The 15,468-nt window shown below is 74.9% G+C and carries 17 protein-coding genes; 6 read left to right on the top strand and 11 right to left on the bottom strand.

The window, feature by feature from the left end:
• Positions 1–38: 38 nt before the first annotated feature.
• The 3 genes from WCD41_RS00160 to WCD41_RS00150 all read right to left on the bottom strand — a co-directional run bounded on the left by WCD41_RS00160 (position 39) and on the right by WCD41_RS00150 (position 2,322).
• Positions 39–380 carry a hypothetical protein gene (locus tag WCD41_RS00160; protein ID WP_337711346.1) on the bottom strand — a complete coding sequence of 114 codons (342 nt, stop codon included), beginning with the start codon at positions 378–380 and terminating at the stop codon, positions 39–41.
• Positions 381–565: 185 nt separating this feature from the next.
• Entirely contained in the window at positions 566–1,624 is a 1,059-nt protein-coding gene (locus WCD41_RS00155; protein WP_337711345.1) for an efflux RND transporter periplasmic adaptor subunit, read from the bottom strand.
• Between the two features lie 77 nt (positions 1,625–1,701).
• Entirely contained in the window at positions 1,702–2,322 is a 621-nt protein-coding gene (locus WCD41_RS00150) for an NAD(P)-dependent oxidoreductase (protein ID WP_337711344.1), read from the bottom strand.
• A 45-nt stretch (positions 2,323–2,367) separates the two neighbouring features.
• Between WCD41_RS00150 and WCD41_RS00145 the strand changes: the two genes are divergently transcribed.
• The 5 genes from WCD41_RS00145 to WCD41_RS00125 all read left to right on the top strand — a co-directional run bounded on the left by WCD41_RS00145 (position 2,368) and on the right by WCD41_RS00125 (position 6,590).
• Positions 2,368–2,970, top strand: coding sequence for a TetR/AcrR family transcriptional regulator (locus WCD41_RS00145; RefSeq protein WP_337711343.1), 603 nt, complete (start codon positions 2,368–2,370; stop codon positions 2,968–2,970).
• A gap of 159 nt (positions 2,971–3,129) precedes the next feature.
• Complete coding sequence (gene moaA, locus WCD41_RS00140) at positions 3,130–4,218, top strand: GTP 3',8-cyclase MoaA (RefSeq protein ID WP_337711342.1); 1,089 nt, start codon at positions 3,130–3,132, stop codon at positions 4,216–4,218.
• Entirely contained in the window at positions 4,218–4,502 is a 285-nt protein-coding gene (locus tag WCD41_RS00135; RefSeq protein ID WP_373695070.1) for a MoaD/ThiS family protein, read from the top strand. The genes moaA and WCD41_RS00135 overlap by 1 nt, the downstream gene beginning before the upstream one ends.
• A gap of 37 nt (positions 4,503–4,539) precedes the next feature.
• Positions 4,540–5,016 carry a methylated-DNA--[protein]-cysteine S-methyltransferase gene (locus WCD41_RS00130; RefSeq protein ID WP_337711340.1) on the top strand — a complete coding sequence of 159 codons (477 nt, stop codon included), beginning with the start codon at positions 4,540–4,542 and terminating at the stop codon, positions 5,014–5,016.
• Between the two features lie 86 nt (positions 5,017–5,102).
• A complete protein-coding gene (locus tag WCD41_RS00125) occupies positions 5,103–6,590 on the top strand; it encodes an AMP-binding protein (protein WP_337711339.1) in 1,488 nt (495 codons plus the stop codon).
• On the opposite strand, the gene WCD41_RS00120 is transcribed toward WCD41_RS00125, so the two are convergent.
• Both WCD41_RS00120 and WCD41_RS00115 read right to left on the bottom strand, forming a co-directional pair.
• Positions 6,587–7,054 (bottom strand): HAD family hydrolase, encoded by a 468-nt coding sequence (locus WCD41_RS00120; RefSeq protein WP_337711338.1) that lies wholly within the window; start codon positions 7,052–7,054, stop codon positions 6,587–6,589. The two genes, WCD41_RS00125 and WCD41_RS00120, sit on opposite strands and share 4 nt — an antisense overlap.
• A gap of 6 nt (positions 7,055–7,060) precedes the next feature.
• Entirely contained in the window at positions 7,061–7,957 is an 897-nt protein-coding gene (locus WCD41_RS00115; protein ID WP_337711337.1) for a DNA-3-methyladenine glycosylase family protein, read from the bottom strand.
• Positions 7,958–8,018: 61 nt separating this feature from the next.
• On the opposite strand from WCD41_RS00115, the gene WCD41_RS00110 reads away from it, so the two are divergent.
• Complete coding sequence (locus WCD41_RS00110; protein WP_337711336.1) at positions 8,019–8,417, top strand: VOC family protein; 399 nt, start codon at positions 8,019–8,021, stop codon at positions 8,415–8,417.
• On the opposite strand, the gene WCD41_RS00105 is transcribed toward WCD41_RS00110, so the two are convergent.
• The 6 genes from WCD41_RS00105 to WCD41_RS00080 form a co-directional block, all read right to left on the bottom strand.
• The gene (locus WCD41_RS00105) at positions 8,403–9,068 is read right to left on the bottom strand and encodes a helix-turn-helix domain-containing protein (RefSeq protein WP_337711334.1); all 666 of its coding nucleotides are present in this window, start codon (positions 9,066–9,068) and stop codon (positions 8,403–8,405) included. The genes WCD41_RS00110 and WCD41_RS00105 overlap by 15 nt on opposite strands.
• Before the next feature lie 46 nt (positions 9,069–9,114).
• Positions 9,115–10,131: a P1 family peptidase gene (locus WCD41_RS00100; protein WP_337711333.1), complete on the bottom strand. Its 1,017-nt coding sequence runs from the start codon at positions 10,129–10,131 to the stop codon at positions 9,115–9,117.
• Between the two features lie 189 nt (positions 10,132–10,320).
• Positions 10,321–11,205 (bottom strand): SRPBCC family protein, encoded by an 885-nt coding sequence (locus WCD41_RS00095; protein ID WP_337711332.1) that lies wholly within the window; start codon positions 11,203–11,205, stop codon positions 10,321–10,323.
• 96 nt (positions 11,206–11,301) lie between these two features.
• Positions 11,302–12,153: an FAD binding domain-containing protein gene (locus tag WCD41_RS00090; RefSeq protein ID WP_337711331.1), complete on the bottom strand. Its 852-nt coding sequence runs from the start codon at positions 12,151–12,153 to the stop codon at positions 11,302–11,304.
• Positions 12,150–14,636, bottom strand: coding sequence for a xanthine dehydrogenase family protein molybdopterin-binding subunit (locus tag WCD41_RS00085; protein ID WP_337711330.1), 2,487 nt, complete (start codon positions 14,634–14,636; stop codon positions 12,150–12,152). The genes WCD41_RS00090 and WCD41_RS00085 overlap by 4 nt, the downstream gene beginning before the upstream one ends.
• Positions 14,636–15,157: a (2Fe-2S)-binding protein gene (locus tag WCD41_RS00080; RefSeq protein WP_337711329.1), complete on the bottom strand. Its 522-nt coding sequence runs from the start codon at positions 15,155–15,157 to the stop codon at positions 14,636–14,638. The genes WCD41_RS00085 and WCD41_RS00080 overlap by 1 nt, the downstream gene beginning before the upstream one ends.
• Between the last annotated feature and the right edge of the window lie 311 nt (positions 15,158–15,468).

Here is a 15,468-nt window from a genome sequence, read left to right as displayed (position 1 = left end):
TCACGTGGTCGATGGAGCACCGGGGAGGATCACGGTCGTCAGCCGGGCACACCCACCGCGTCGGCGGTGAGGACGCCGTCGGCGTCGGGCACGCCGAGCACGCTCACGCGCGTGCCCCGCGGCAGGGCGCCGACCGCGCCGGCACGGGGACCCTGCTCGAGGAGGCGGGTCGCCGGGGAGGTCCGCACGGCGACGAGCGCGCCGTCCGGGGTCCGCACGGCGATCAGCCCGTCGGACGTGCTCTCGAGCATGCCGACCAGGGGAACGCCGACGCCCGCGGGCGGCGGGCAGCCGCGGCACCCGACGGCGAGGTAGCGGTCGGCGAGCACGCCGCCGACCACGCCGAGCACGAACACCGTCAGCAGCGCGAGCGCGGTCACCCAGCGCCGCGGCCGGGGACGTCCGCGCGGTGGCGCTGGCGGCTCCGGCGGCCGCTCACCGGGGTCGGTCGCATACTCGCGGGCCCGGTAGTACTCGTCCTCCCAGTCGTCGTCCCGTTCCCAGTCACGGTCCCTGTCAGGGTCCCTGTCAGGGTCCCTGTCGTCGGGGTCGTCGTCGGCGTACGTCACGACCGGGGCCCCGGGCCGGTGTCGCGCGGCACGAGGACGCGGTCGCCCTCGCGCAGCCCCGCGCGGATCTCGACGGACACGGCGTCGGCGAGCCCGGTGACCACCTCGACGACACGGTCGGGACGGCGGGGCTCCGGCGGGCGCACGACCACCGTGCCGCGGCCGGGGCCGGTGGCCCGCACGGCGGCCGGCGGCACGACGATCACCCCGACGGCGCGCTCGACGACGACGCGCACCTCGGCGCCCTGGCCCACCCGCAGGTCCCGCGGCGGCACGGGCGCGGCCACGGTGACGGCGTAGGCGCCGTCCGGCCCGGGCGCCGGTTCGACACCGACGACCTCGCCCCGCACCGTGGGCGCGACGCCGTCGACGCTCGCGGTCGCCGCGAGGCCGGGCGTCACCCGCGGCACGTCCCGCGGCGGCACGGCCGCGCGCACGACGAGCGCGCCGAGGTCGGCGAGACGGACGAACGGGCGCCGGCTCGGGGCGTCGTCGGGGGTGGGGACGCCGGCGACGACGCGCTCACCGGGCGCCCCGGCCACGGCGGTCACGGTGCCGGCGCGCGGCGCCCGCAGCACGGTGCCCTCGAGCTGGCGGTTCGCCTCGGCGAGCTCGGCGCGGTCGCGCGCGGCGGCGGCCTCGAACCGCCCGACGGCGACGAGGTCGACGGGGACGGCGCCGCGTGCGGCGGTGATGTCGCGGGTGTCGGCGGTGAGCGCGGTCTGCGCGGCGGTGATCCGCGCCCGGACGGCGCCGTCCTCGAGCGTCGCGAGTACCTCGCCGGCCGCGACGACGGCCCCCGGGGCGACCTCGACGGTCGCGACCGTGCCGCTGACCCCGAACGACACCTCGGCCTCGGCGGCGCTCGCGACGACCCCGGGCGCCCGGAGCTCGGCGACGACGTCGGCCCGCACGGCGGGGACCACGGTCGCCGACGGGCCGCGCAGGAGCTGCGGCGCGCGGAGCAGGACGACCGTGCCCGCGGCGCCGGCGAGCAGGACGACCACCAGCACCGTCGGCAGCAGCCAGCCCAGGCGGCGCCGACCGGTGGACATGGTGTCCGACCGTAGTGCGGGTCGGCGCCCCTCCCAGGGACGCTCGGGCCCGGCGTGTCACCCGTCCGAGGGAGCGCTCAGTCGGCGACGGCGACGAGGTGGCCGACGGCGTCCCCCTCGCGCGCCAGACGCAGCAGCTCGGCGGCGAGGTCGGCGCGGGCCACGCGGTGCCCGCGCGGCAGGTGGCGGTCGAGGGCGCGGCGGTAGCGCCCGGTGCGCGGACCGTCGGTGAGCTGGGGCGGGCGCACGATCGTCCAGTCGCGGTCGCTCGCGCGCACGATCTCCTCCATGCGGGCCATGTCCGCGTAGGGATGGCGGAACACCCGCTGCAGGATCGGCTTCACCAGCCAGCGCACCGCGCGGTCGTCGCCGTCCCCGGGCAGCCCGGAGGCGCTGACCACGACGAGCCGGCGCACGTGCGTCCGCTCCATGGCCGCGAGGACCGCGGACACCCCGTCGGTGCACACCGTCGTCGGACCGCGGCCCCGCCCGCCCAGGGCGGAGATCACCGCGTCGGCGCCCCGCACCGCCTCGTCGAGGGCGGCCGCGTCGTCGAACCTGGCGCGCACCACCGTCGCCCCCACCGGGACGTCCGAGCCCGCGCGCGCCACGGCGACGACCTCGTGCCCCTCCGCGACCGCCTGCGTCACGACCTCGCGCCCGGTCCGGCCGGACGCCCCCAGCACCACGATCCGCACGACCCCTCCTTGGTGAGTAAGTACTCACCAACCTAGGATGACGGCGTGCCCCGCAGCGCGTCAAGCCGGTCCACGCGGGACCGCATGCTCGACGCCGCCCTCACCGTCATGCGCGACCGCGGGGTCGCGCGCGCCACGACGAAGGAGATCGCCCGCGAGGCCGGCTTCTCCGAGGCCGCGCTGTACAAGCACTTCGACGACAAGACGGCGCTGTTCGTCGCCGTCCTCGTCGAGCGGGTGCCCTCGCGGCTCGCCGACGTCCTCGACGGCCTGCCGGCCCGCGTCGGCACGGCGGGGGTGGAGGAACTCCTCGCCGAGGTGGCGACGGAGGCGGTCGCGTTCTACCGCGAGACCTTCCCGATGGGCGCCTCGCTGTTCTCGGAACCCGCGATCCTCGCGGCCCACCGCGCCGCGCTCGCGCGGCTCGGGACCGGACCCCACGTCGCCGTCGACGGCCTGGCCGCCTTCCTCGCCGCCGAGGCCCGCCTGGGCCGCGTCGACGTCGAGATCGACCCGCGGGCGTCGGCGCTGCTCCTGCTCGGGGCGTGCCAGATGACGGCGTTCCTCGCCGCCTTCGGCGACACCGACGAGGCCGCGACCGGCGACGGCCTCGCCCGCGCCGCGGTCCGCGGGCTGCTCCCCCGCTGAGCCCGATCTCCGCGACCCCTCCGATCGGACTGTTTCCGGCACCGCCCCCCGCAGCTGCGATCATCCCCGCGCGGCGATCTCCGCATCTGCGGAGTAGCGCTTCCGACCTGCGGAGACACTGCTCACCGCACCCTCGCGACGCGGTTAGGGTGGAGCGTGATGACCGCTCTCGACCTCGGTGTGCCGGCCGTCCCTGGGGCCGCCACCGCCACCACGGACACCAGCGGACGTCCCTCCGACGCGCGACTGGTCGACTCCTGGGGACGTGTCGCCACCGACCTGCGGGTGTCGCTGACCGACCGCTGCAACCTGCGCTGCACCTACTGCATGCCCGCCGAGGGCCTGGAGTGGATGCCGACCGAGCAGGCCCTCACCGACGACGAGATCGTGCGGCTGGTGCGCATCGCCGTCGAGCGGCTGGGCGTGCAGGAGATCCGCTTCACCGGCGGCGAGCCGTTGCTGCGCAAGGGCCTCGAGGACATCGTGGCGGCCACCGCCGCGCTGGCGCCCCGGCCCGAGATGTCGGTGACCACCAACGCGCTGGGGCTGACGCGCCGCGCGGCCGCGTTGGCCGCGGCCGGGCTGGACCGCGTCAACGTCTCGCTCGACACCCTGCGCCGCGAGCGCTTCGCCGAGATCACCCGGCGCGACCGGCTCGACGACGTCCTCGCCGGCCTGCGGGCCGCCCGCGAGCACGGGCTCGACCCGATCAAGGTCAACACGGTGCTCATGCCGGGACTCAACGACGACGAGGCGCCCGACCTCCTCGCCTGGGCCCTCGAGGAGCGCTACGAGCTGCGCATCATCGAGCAGATGCCGCTCGACGCCGGACACTCCTGGCAGCGCGACCGCATGATCACCGCCGAGCAGATCCTGGCGTCGCTGCGCACCCGCTTCACGCTGCGCGAGGACACCGCCGAGCGCGGCGGCGCGCCGGCGGAGCGGTTCCTCGTCGACGGGTGGACCGGCCACGACGGCGGCCCCGCGAAGGTCGGCGTCATCGCCTCGGTGACCCGCCCGTTCTGCGGCAACTGCGACCGGACGCGGCTCACCGCGGACGGCCAGGTGCGCAACTGCCTGTTCTCCACCACCGAGAACGACCTGCGTCGCCTGCTGCGCGGCGGCGGCACCGATGACGAGATCGCCGACGCCTGGCGCGTGGCGATGTGGGGCAAGAAGCCGGGCCACGGCATCGACGACCCCGGCTTCCTGCAGCCGGACCGCCCGATGAGCGCGATCGGAGGATGATGGGTACGACGACCGACGTCCGCACCGCGACCGTCACGGTGACGGTGCGCTACTTCGCCGGCGCCAAGGCCGCGGCCGGGACGCGTCGCGAGGCCGTGGAGATCCCGAGCCGCGCGACCGTGGCCGACCTCATCACGGCCCTCGCCGCCGACCACGGCGACGCCCTCGCCCGCGTGCTCGCCGCCGCCAGCTTCCTGCTCGACGAGACCGCGGTGCACGACCGCGCGACGGTCCTCGCCGACGGCGCCGTGGTCGACGTCCTCCCGCCCTTCGCCGGCGGCTGACCGCCACGCGCGGGCACGGGACGGTGTTCTGTCAGGTATGAGCGTCGTCCACGAGACCCGGATCGGTCCCCTGCACCTCGAGGCGTCCGAGCACGGTCTGACCCTGCTCGGCTTCTCCCCCGTCGACGGTGACGCCCCGCGGGGCGCGGCCGCCGAGACCGTCCTCGACCTCGCCCGCCGCGAGATCGACGACTACCTCGACGGCACGCTGCGTGACTTCACCGTGCCCGTCGACCTGTCCACCCACCCCGCCTGGGACCGCCGCGTGCTCGAGCAGCTGCGGTCGGTCGGCTACGGCGAGACCGTCAGCTACGGCGAGCTGGCCGCCGCGACGGGGCTCGCGAGCGGCGAGGCCCGGCGGGTGGGCGGGGCGATGGCCCGCAACCCGGTCGCCATCGTCGTGCCGTGCCACCGCGTCGTGGGCGCCGACGGCAGCCTCACCGGCTACGCCGGCGGGCTCGACCGCAAGCGCACCCTGCTCGATCTCGAGTCCCGGGACCAGGCGCTGTTCTGACTCGCGGCTCACATCGGGGAGCCGGCCCTCGATCACGGGGTAGTCGTTGCGTAAGCAAACGATCACCGTCGATCGAGGAGGCCGGCATGGCGCCGCGCGCGGACGTCGAGACCCACCTGCACGCCTTCTCGCAGCACCGCGACGACGTGGCCGTGGTGCACCGCGCCCGGCGCCTCACCTTCGGCGACCTGGTCGACGCGATCCACCGCACCGCCCGCGTCCTGCACGCGCACGGCCTGCGCCCCGGCGACCTCGCCGTCATCGTCGGCGGCAACGAGCCCGAGGTGATCGTCGCCCGGTACGCCGCGAACCTCCTGGGGGCCGGGGTCACGCAGCCCTACGCGGGCCTGGCCGACAGTGCCCGCGGGCGGATCGTCGACGACGTCGAGGCCGCGCTCGTGCTCGTCGCCCCCGGCCACGTCGAGGAGGCCGACGCCGTCCTCGCCCACGCCCGGCCGGTGCCGCGCGTCGTGGTCGACGACGCGCTCGTCGCCGGCGTCGACGCGGGCCCCGTGACGTGCGGCGCGCGTCCGGAGGACGTGGAGCAGATCCGCCACACCGGCGGCACCACCGGCCACCCCAAGGGCATCACCTACACCTTCGGCCACCACCTGCGGATGCTGGAGGCGTTCGGGGGCCTCCTCGACGGCGACCGGACCGCCGGCACCCAGCTGGTGTGCACGACGATCGCCCACGCCGCGGGCGGCATCGCCGACCGCACCCTCGCCGGCGGCGGCCGCGTGGTCCTGCTCGACGGCTTCGACCCCGCCCAGGTCCTCGCCGCGATCGAGCGCGAGCGGGTCACCGACATGTGGTTGCTACCGCCGCTGCTGCACCGGCTGCTCGACCACGAGGACCTCGAGCGCCGCGACCTGAGCAGCCTGCGCACCGTCGTCTACGGCGGCGCGCCCGCGGTGCCCTCCCGCATCGCCGAGGCGGTGCGCCGGATCGGGCGGGTGTTCGTGCAGTTCTACGGCCAGACCGAGGCGGGCGGCATCAGCATCCTCACCCACGAGGACCACGACGACCCGGAGCTGTTGCTGACGGTCGGTCGCGTGCTGCCGACCACCGAGCTGGCCGTGTGCGACGAGGACGGCGCGCGGCTGCGCGACGGGCGTCCCGGCGAGCTGTGGGCGCGGACCGGGATGGCCATGGACCGCTACTGGAAGCAGCCGGAGCTCACCGCCCGCACGATCACCGAGGACGGTTGGGTGCGCACCGGCGACGTCGGCTTCCTCGACGACCGCGGCTACCTGCACGTCGTGGACCGCCTCGGCGACGTCGTCGTGGTGGTCGGCGGGCACGTGCACACCGCCGAGGTCGAGAACGTGCTGGTCGAGCACCCCGCGGTCCGGGAGGCCGCGGTGTTCGGCGCGCCCGACGCGGACGGCTCCGAGAGCGTGCACGCGGCCGTCGTGGCCGACGCGCCGGTGGACGTCACCGAGCTCGCCGAGCACGTCACGGCGCACCACGGGGCGATGTCCGCGCCGCAGGGCGTCACGGTGGTCGAGGAGATGCCGCTGACCGACGCCGGGAAGGTGGACAAGAAGGCGCTGCGCGAGCGGGCGGGCTAGATCCGGCGGCGCAGGCCGGCGAGCTCCTCGAGCAGGTCGGCGACGTCGTCGACGTCCTCCACCTCGTAGGGCGCGCCGGGCGCGAGCTCCTCGCCGACACCGACGACGACGTCGCGCCCCGACGCCGGCACCGCGACGCCGACGGCCACGAGGGCCGTGGCCCCGACCTCGTCCCGCAGGGCGGCCACCCCCTCCGGCGCGACCACCCGCAGGCCACCCTTGGCACCGGACAGGAACATCAGCTCGGCGACCTCGTCCCCCGGCCGGTCGGAGACGACCGCGACCGTGGTGTCCGCCAGGGCGACGAGGACGTTGAGCGCCTCCGACGACACCTGCTCCGCGCGCGCCTCCGCGGGGTCGCCCTCGTCGGGCGCGAGCGCCCCGTCGAACGCGCACGCGACGAGCAGCGTCGGCGTCTCGGACACCCGGTCGAGCGCGCCCCACAGCGCGTCGTCGGTGTCCACGACGGATCACCCTGGCATGACGTTCACGGCGTGGTCCAGCGCCGCCCAGAGGTACTGGGTGGCGTACGCGCGGTAGGGCCGCCACGCCTCGGCACGGGCGACGAGGTCGCGGTCCCGGGCCGGGAGGTCGAGGCGTTCGGCGGCGGCGCGGACGCCGAGATCGGAGTACAGGAACGCGTCGGTGTCGCCGAGCGCGCGCATGGCGACCGTGTCGACGGTCCACGGCCCGATGCCGGGCAGCGCCGCGAGCGCGGCCTTCGACGCGGTGACGTCGGCGGGGTCGAGCACCACCTCGCCGTCGGCCAGCGCCCGCACGAGCGTGAGGAGCGTGCGCTTGCGGGTGCGGGGCATGCCGAGCTCGTCGGGGTCGACGGCCGTCAGCGCGGGGGCCGACGGGAAGAGGTGGGAGAGCGTGCTGCCGGGGCCGGCGAACCCCTCCGGCAGCGGCGACCCGTGCCCGCGCACCAGGCGCCCGGCGTGGGTGCGGGCGGCGGCCGTCGACACCTGCTGGCCGAGGACGGCGCGGACGGCGAACTCGTCGGCGTCGGGCGCGCCGGGCACCCGCCGGCCCGGGGCCCCGTCCACGAGCGGGCGCAGCACCGCGTCGGCGCGGAGGGTCGCGTCGACGGCGTCCGGGTCGGCGTCGAGGTCGAGGATCCGGCGGGCCAGACGCGTCGCCTCGCCGGCGTCGGCGGGGTCGGTGAGGGTCAGCGTCGCGTCGACCTGCCCGGCGCCGGGACGCAACGACACCACGCCGGGACCGCCGGGGAGCGCGAGCGTGCGCCGGTAGGCGCCGTCGTGCCACTCCTCCACGCCGGGCACGGCCGTGGCGACGAGGTGGCCGAAGAGGTTGTCGGGGCACAGCGGCGGGGTGAAGGGCAGCGCGCGGTCCTCGACATGCACGGGCCGAGCATGTCCGATCGTTCCAAGCCCGGCTGCCCGGGCCGTCCCTACGGTGAGCCCCATGGCACCCCGTCTCTCCGTCGTCGAGCTCGTCGTCTCCGACATGGCCGCCGCGCTCGCCTTCTACCGCCGCCTCGGCATCGACGCCCCGCCCGAGGCCGACGACCAGCCCCACGTCGAGGTCGACCTCGGCGGCGGGCTGCGCCTCGCCTTCGACACCGAGGCCACCATCCTGTCCTTCGACCCCTCCTGGACCCGACCGACGGGCGGGCCGCGCAGCGCCCTCGCGTTCGCCTGCGACTCGCCCGCCGAGGTCGACGCGACGTACGCGTCGCTGGTCGAGGCCGGGCACCACGGCGAGCACAAGCCCTGGGACGCGTTCTGGGGCCAGCGCTACGCGACCGTGCAGGACCCCGACGGCGGATCGGTCGACCTGTTCGCCGCCCTACCGGGCGAGTAGCCCCGTCGGCGTCGTGCCCGCCAGCGCCCGGACCTCCCGGGCCAGGTGCGGCTGGTCGGCGAAGCCCTCCACGGCGGCGACGTCGGCCCACGGCGTGCCCTCCCGGGCGCGGGCCAGCGCACGCTGCAGGCGCAGGATGCGCCCGAGGTGCTGGGGCCCGTAGCCGAACACCGGCAGGCTGCGCCGGTGCAGGGTGCGCGGGGTGGTGCCGAGGTCGTCGGCCAGGCCCGCGACGTCGGCGCCCCGGGCGAGGGCGGCGAACACCCGCACCCCGAAACGCTCGTCGGCACCGGGCGGCGTGGCCGTGGCGAGCCCGGTCAGGACGCCGGCCGGGTCGTCGGACACGCGCTCGACGAGCCGGCCTGCGTCGGCGTCGGTCCACACCGCCTCGAGGCCGACCGTGGTGTCGCGCAGCTCGTCGGCCCGCACACCGAGCAGCGTCGGCCCCCGCCCGTGGGAGAAGCGCAGGCCGACGTGGACGCGCCCGCCGCCGTCGGTGGACCGTGCCGCCCCGTCGGGCCCGGCGACGACGAGCCCGCGCCCGTTCCAGATCAGGTCGAGGCACCCGTCGGGCAGGATCGTGCCCGGCGCCCCGGCGCTGCTCCAGAGCACCACCCCCGGCGCCACCCGGCGCTCGCGGTAGCCGTCCACGTCCCCATGGTGCCCCGTGGTGGGAGCGAGGGTCACCTCCGCTGCGTCACGCGCCCGCCACGAGGTCGCGGTACGCGCGCCAGTGCCCGGCGGGGGTCTCGACGCTGCGTGCGGCCAGCACGGCGTGGACGACGGCGCGGGTGACGCAGTCCGCGCCGGCGGTGAGGATCTCCTGCAGCCCGGCGAGGTCCGGCGCGGGGCGTGCCGTGGTCGCGAGGCCGAAGAACGTGTCGCCGTCGGTCATCCCGTGCGCGGGGCGCACGGCCCGGGCGAGGCCGCTCTGCCCGACGGCGGCGAGCTTGGCGCACTGCGCGACGGACAGGCCCGCGTCGGTGGCGACGACGCCGATCGTCGTGTTCAGCGTCGGCGGGGCGGCGGCTGCGCGCAGGATCGCGAGCAGCGCGTCGCGGTCGTCGGGCAGGGACGGGAGCGCGGCGTCGTCGGCGTGACGGTGGCGGGCGCCCCACAGCTCGCCGGTAGCCGGGTCGACCGCGGAGCCGGCGGCGTTGGCGACGACGAGCGCGGCGACGACCGTGCCGTCGGCGAGCACCGCGGACGCCGAACCGACACCGCCCTTGAGCCCGCCGACGACGGTGCCGGTCCCCGCGCCGACGACTCCCTGGGCGGGCGGCGCGTCGGTGCAGGCCGCGAGCGCGGCGGCACCCAGGTCGGCGCCGGGGCGGGCGGTGAAGCGGCCACCGCGTCCCAGGTCGAACACCACGGCGGCGGGCACGACGGGCACCACCTCGCCGGGCCCGCCCACCGGGAACCCGCGCCCCTGGGCGCCGAGCGCGTCGGCGACCCCGGAGGCCGCCGCGAGCCCGTAGGCGCTGCCGCCGGTGAGGACCACGGCGTGCACCCGCTCGACGAGGGTGCGCGGGTCCAGCGCGTCGGTCTCGCGGGTGCCGGGCCCGCCGCCGCGCACGTCCACCCCCGCGACCGCGCCCTCGGGGCCGGGCAGGACGACCGTCGTGCCCGACAGCGCGCCCTCCCCCGCGAGCTCCGCGTGGCCGACCTGCAGGCCGGGCACGTCGACGATCGTGTTCGTGGCGCCGGTGTGCACGGGGAGCAGCCTCGCAGAGCCGGCCCACCGCGTTCCGACCGAAGGGCACCTTCGCTCGGATGGACGGGCGAGGGGCGCCACTCGCCGGAATCGGCGCGCCCACCCCGGAACGAGCGAAGGGCACCTCCGGTCGAGTAGATCGACCGAAGGTGCCCTTCGCTCAGTACGGGGCGGTGCGGACTGCCGCGCCTACGACGAGCGGCCGCGCGCGATCAGGATGATGGCGATGATCGCGGCGAGGACGCCCGCGCCGATGCCCACGGGCGCGAGGCGCTTGAGCACGGCCTCCCGCGAGCTGTCGAGCAGGTCGATCGCCTCGACCTGCTGGCGGCGCGGCTGGCTCGGCTGCGCGGCGCTCTGGCCCGCGCTCGTCGCGGCGCCACCGACGGAGGCGCCGGGCGTGGCGCCCGCGTCCGACTTCGCGGCCCCGGCCACCGTGGTCGGCATGGCCGCGGCCTGCGGCGCTCCCGACCCGGAGGCCACGGGGGTGGGCGCGGCGGGCGCACTGACGGGCGCGTCGCCACCGGACGCCGACGCCGCCACGGGCGCGGTGCCGTTGCCGCCGGTCGCCGCGGCGGACCCGGAGTCGGTGTCGGCCACGGTGGGTGCCGACGACCCGCCCGCGCTGCTGCTGCCGAACTCGTCGGCGAGGCAGGACGCGAACTGACCCAGGATCTTGTCGCCGACGTCGGACATGACGCCGCGGCCGAACTGCGCCGGCTTGCCCGTCACCTGCATCTCGGTGAGGACGTTGACCTTGGTCTTGCCTCCGCCGTCGTCGGTCATCGTCAGCGTGGCCTTGGCCGACGCGGTGCCGTTGCCCCGCGAGTCACGGCCCTGGGCGTCGACGACGACCTTGTGGTTGGTCTTGTCGCGCTCGACGAAGGTGCCCTTGCCCTTGTAGGTCATGGAGATCGGGCCGAGCTTGACCTTCACGGTGCCCGTGAAGTCGTCGCCCTCGTGGGAGTCGAGCGTGGCGCCCGGGAAGCACGGCGTGACCTTCTCGGGGTCGTTCAGGGCGTCGAACACGGTGTCGATGTCCACCGGGACGGTGAACTCGTTCTCGAGCTTCACTCGGTTCCTCCTGGGAGGGTGCGGTTCACGACGGAGGCCCGCCCCCGCGATGTGCGGGGGCGGGCCGGCGTCGTGATTCGGTCGTCGGTCGGGGCGTCAGCCCGCGGCCGCGAGGACGGCCCGACCGGTGAGCACCCGGGCGAGGTGCTCGCGGTAGTCGGAGCCGGCGTCCGCGTCCGCGGTCGGGCTGGTGCCCTCGGCGGCGGCCTGGGCGGCCTTGCGGACATTCTCCTCGCTCGCGGACTGCCCGACCAGGGCCGACTCGACGGCCCGGGCGCGCACCGGGGTGCCCGCCATGTTGGTCAGGCCGATGCGGGCCTCGGAGATGGAGCCGCCGTCGACCTTCACCGTCGCGGCGACGGCGACGATCGACCAGGCCTGCGCGACCCGGTTGAACTTCTCGTACCGCGCACCCCACCCGGTGTACTTCGGGAACCGGATCTCCGTGAGGAGCTCACCCTCGCCGATGGCGGTGGTGAAGTAGTCCTCGAAGAAGTCCGCCGCCGCCACCGTGCGGGTCCCGTTCGACCCGGCGATGACGAACTGCGCGTCGAGGGCCAGCGCCGGCGCGGCGAGGTCACCGGCCGGGTCGGCGTGGGCCAGGGCCCCGCCGAGGGTGCCCCGGTGGCGCACCTGCGGGTCGGCGACCGTCTTCGTCGCCTCCTGGATGAGGGCGACGTGCTGGCGCAGGGTGTCGTCGCGGGCGACGTCGTAATGCGACGTCATGGCCCCGACGACGACCTCGTTGCCGTCCTCGCGGACGCCCTTGAGCTCCGCGATCCCGCCGAGATCGATGATCAGCGACGGGTCGGCCATCCGCAGCCGCAGCACCGGCAGCAGGCTCTGGCCGCCGGCCAGGAGCTTGGCGTCCTCGCCACCGTCACGCAGGGCCTGGACCGCCTCCTCGACGGTGGTCGGCCGGACGTAGTCGAACTGGGCCGGGATCACAGGTTGCCTCCCTCGGGCATGTCACGGGCCGTGGAGCCGAGGCCGGCGCCGGGCGAGGCCACGTTCGCCTCGTCGGCGCGCCCGGCGTGCCCCGACGCGGCCTGGATCGCGGTCCAGACGCGGTACGGGGTGGTGGGCATGTCGATGTCCTTGACACCGAGGTGCCGGATCGCGTCGAGCACCGAGTTCACGACCGCCGGGGTGGAGGCGATCGTGCCGGCCTCGCCGACGCCCTTGACCCCGAGGGGGTTGGTGGTCGACGCGGTGGTGGTGTTCGCGGTGTCGAAGCTGATCAGGTCAGCCGCGGTGGGCAGCGTGTAGTCGACCAGCGTGCCCGAGAGCAGCGTGCCCTGGTCGTCGTACGCGGCCTCCTCGTAGAGGGCCTGGGCGATGCCCTGCGCGAGGCCACCGTGGACCTGGCCCTCGACGATCAGCGGGTTGATCACATTGCCGACGTCGTCGACGCAGACGTACTTGTACAGCGAGACGAAGCCGGTCTCGGTGTCGACCTCGACGGCCGAGAGGTGCGTGCCGTGCGGGAACGAGAAGTTCTCCGGGTCGAACGTCGCGTGGGCGTCGATGTCGGGCTCGATGCCCTCCGGGTAGTCGTGGGCGGCGAACACCGCGAGCGCGATGTCCTGGATGCCCACACCCTTGTCGGTGCCCTTGACCGTGAACTTCCCGCCCGAGAACTCCAGGTCGCCCTCGGCGGCCTCGAGCATGTGCGCGGCGATCGGCTTGGCCTTCTCGATGACCTTCTCGGCCGCCTTGACGACGGCGATGCCGCCGACCGCGAGCGAGCGCGAGCCGTAGGTGTCGAGGCCCTTGTAGGACGACTGGGTGTCGCCGTGGAGGATCTCGACGTCGTCGAACGGCACGCCGAGCTGGTCGGCGACGATCTGCGAGAACGCCGTCTCGTGACCCTGCCCGTGCGGGCTCACGCCGACGACGACCTCGGCCTTGCCGGTGGGCTGCATCCGGATGGACGCGGTCTCCCAGCCGCCGGCGCCGTAGTCGAGCGAGCCGAGCACGCGGGACGGGGCGAGGCCGCACATCTCGGTGAAGGTCGAGATGCCGATGCCGAGCTGCTTGACGTCGCCCCGGCGGCGGCGCTCGGCCTGCTCGCGACGCAGACCGTCGTAGTCGAACATCTGCTTGGCCTGCTCGGTGGCGGCCTCGTAGTTGCCCGTGTCGTAGGTCAGCGTGCTGACCGTGGTGAACGGGAACTCGTCGTGCTTGATCCAGTTCTTCTCGCGGAACTCGAGCGGCTCGATGCCGAGCTCGAGGGCGACCTCGTCCATCATCCGCTCGATGCCGAAGGTGGCCTCCGGACGACCGGCGCCGCGGTAGGCGTCGGTGAGCGTCTTGGTGGTGAAGACGTTGGTGCAGTCGAACCGGTACGCCGGGATCTTGTAGATCGCGTTGAACATGAACGCGCCGAGGATCGGCACGCCCGGCCCGACGAGGCCGAGGTAGGCGCCCATGTCGGCGATCAGCCGCACGTCCAGGCCGGTGATCCGCCCGTCCTTCGTGACGGACATGGCCAGCTCCTGCACCTGGTCACGGCCGTGGTGGGCCGTGAGCAGCGACTCGGAGCGGGTCTCGGTCCACTTGACCGGCTTGCCCAGCTTGCGGGCCACCAGCAGCGTCAGGACCTCCTCGGGCGCGACGGCGATCTTGCCGCCGAACCCGCCGCCGACGTCCGGCGCGATGACGCGGATCTTGTGCTCAGGCAGGCCGAGCGTCAGCGCGAGCATCGTCTTGAGGATGTGCGGCACCTGGGTGGACGACCACATCGTCAGCTGCTCGCTGTTGGGGTCGACCACCGTGGAGCGCGGCTCCATGAACACCGGCACCAGGCGCTGCTGGCGGAACCGGCGCCGCACGACGACCTGGTCGTCGTCCGACTCGGCCTTCTTGAGCGCCTCGGCGACGTCGCCGCCCGAGCCCGCCTCGCCGGAGTCGAACACCCACTGCGCGTTGGCGTTCGTGCCGAGCTCGGGATGCACGAGGGTGGCGCCGTCCTTCAGCGCCTCCTCCATGTCCAGGACCGGCTCGAGCTCCTCGTAGTCGACCTCGACGAGCTCCGCGGCGTCCTTGGCGATCGCCGCGCTGCGGGCGACGACCACGGCGACGCCCTCGCCGGCGAAGTTGACGCGGCTGCCCGCGAGCGCCGGGCGCTGCGGGGACTTCATGTCCTTGGTGATCGGCCACGCGCAGGGCAGCTGCACCTGGTCGGCGCCGATGTCGGCCGCCGAGTACACGGCGACGACGCCGGGGACCTGCTTGGCCGCCGAGGTGTCGATGCCCTTGATGGTCGCGTGCGCGAACGGGCTGCGGACGACCGAGATGTGCAGCAGGCCGGTCAGCGCCTGGTTGTCGACCCAGCGCGTGCGGCCCGTGATGAGCCGGCGGTCCTCCTTGCGGCGGCGATCGCGACCGATCTCCGGCGCCGGGGTGGACGGGTTCTCCGTCGTCGTCATCAGGCGCCACCGCCGGCCACGGGCTGGGCGGACGACTGCTGCGTGGCGGACGCGCCCGGCTTCATCTTCGACGCGGCGTCCTGGACAGCGCGCACGATGTTCTGGTAGCCGGTGCAACGGCAGAGGTTGCCCTCGATGCCCTCACGGATCTCGTGCTCGGAGGGGTCGGGGTTGTCGCCGAGCAGGTCGATCGACTGCATGATCATGCCGGGCGTGCAGTACCCGCACTGCAGCGCGTGGTTGTCGTGGAACGCCTGCTGCATCGGGTGCAGCTGGCCGTCGCGCTCGAGCCCCTCGATGGTGAGGACCTCGGCGCCGTTCGCCTGGACGGCCAGCACCGAGCACGACTTCACGCTCAGACCGTCCAGGTGGACGGTGCACGCGCCGCAGTTGCTCGTGTCGCAGCCGATCACCGTGCCCGTCTTGCCGAGTCGTTCCCGCAGGTACTGGACGAGCAGCATGCGGGGCTCGACGTCGTCCTCGTAGACGAGGCCGTCGACGGTGGTCCGGATGCGTGCCATGGACCTCTCCTCACTCGGCCGCCCGACGTGGTGCCGGAGACCGACCGTCGCACGCCGAGGACGTGGTGGCGTGTCTCGAACCCCACCCGTCACCGAGCGGTGGCGAGCGTGGTTGCCGACCACCTCCGGCGTGGTCGCGGACACATCACACCGCCGTCGCGGAGGCAGCGCAACATCCACTGCGGGGTCGGTCCGTGTGATCAAAACCCGAGGTGGGAGCCCTTCCCAGCCCTGTTTCCGCAGGCGCGGAACGATCGACGCAAGACAGCCGATTCTGCGGTACGACGACCACGGTCCGCGCCCGTTCGACG

Source organism: Actinomycetospora aeridis (assembly GCF_037400275.1).
GTDB classification, from domain to species: Bacteria; Actinomycetota; Actinomycetes; order Mycobacteriales; family Pseudonocardiaceae; genus Actinomycetospora; species Actinomycetospora aeridis.
This window is presented reverse-complemented; position numbering and strand designations above follow the sequence as displayed.

Bases quoted from the DNA above. Each gene is read 5' to 3' on its own strand.
- WCD41_RS00130 (WP_337711340.1), top strand. From the start codon at position 4,540: ATGAGCGTCGTCCACGAGACCCGGATCGGTCCCCTGCACCTCGAGGCG.
- WCD41_RS00125 (WP_337711339.1), top strand. From the start codon at position 5,103: ATGGCGCCGCGCGCGGACGTCGAGACCCACCTGCACGCCTTCTCGCAG.
- WCD41_RS00155 (WP_337711345.1), bottom strand. From the start codon at position 1,624: ATGTCCACCGGTCGGCGCCGCCTGGGCTGGCTGCTGCCGACGGTGCTG.
- WCD41_RS00110 (WP_337711336.1), top strand. From the start codon at position 8,019: ATGGCACCCCGTCTCTCCGTCGTCGAGCTCGTCGTCTCCGACATGGCC.
- WCD41_RS00080 (WP_337711329.1), bottom strand. From the start codon at position 15,157: ATGGCACGCATCCGGACCACCGTCGACGGCCTCGTCTACGAGGACGAC.
- moaA (WP_337711342.1), top strand. From the start codon at position 3,130: ATGACCGCTCTCGACCTCGGTGTGCCGGCCGTCCCTGGGGCCGCCACC.
- WCD41_RS00085 (WP_337711330.1), bottom strand. From the start codon at position 14,636: ATGACGACGACGGAGAACCCGTCCACCCCGGCGCCGGAGATCGGTCGC.
- WCD41_RS00135 (WP_373695070.1), top strand. From the start codon at position 4,218: ATGGGTACGACGACCGACGTCCGCACCGCGACCGTCACGGTGACGGTG.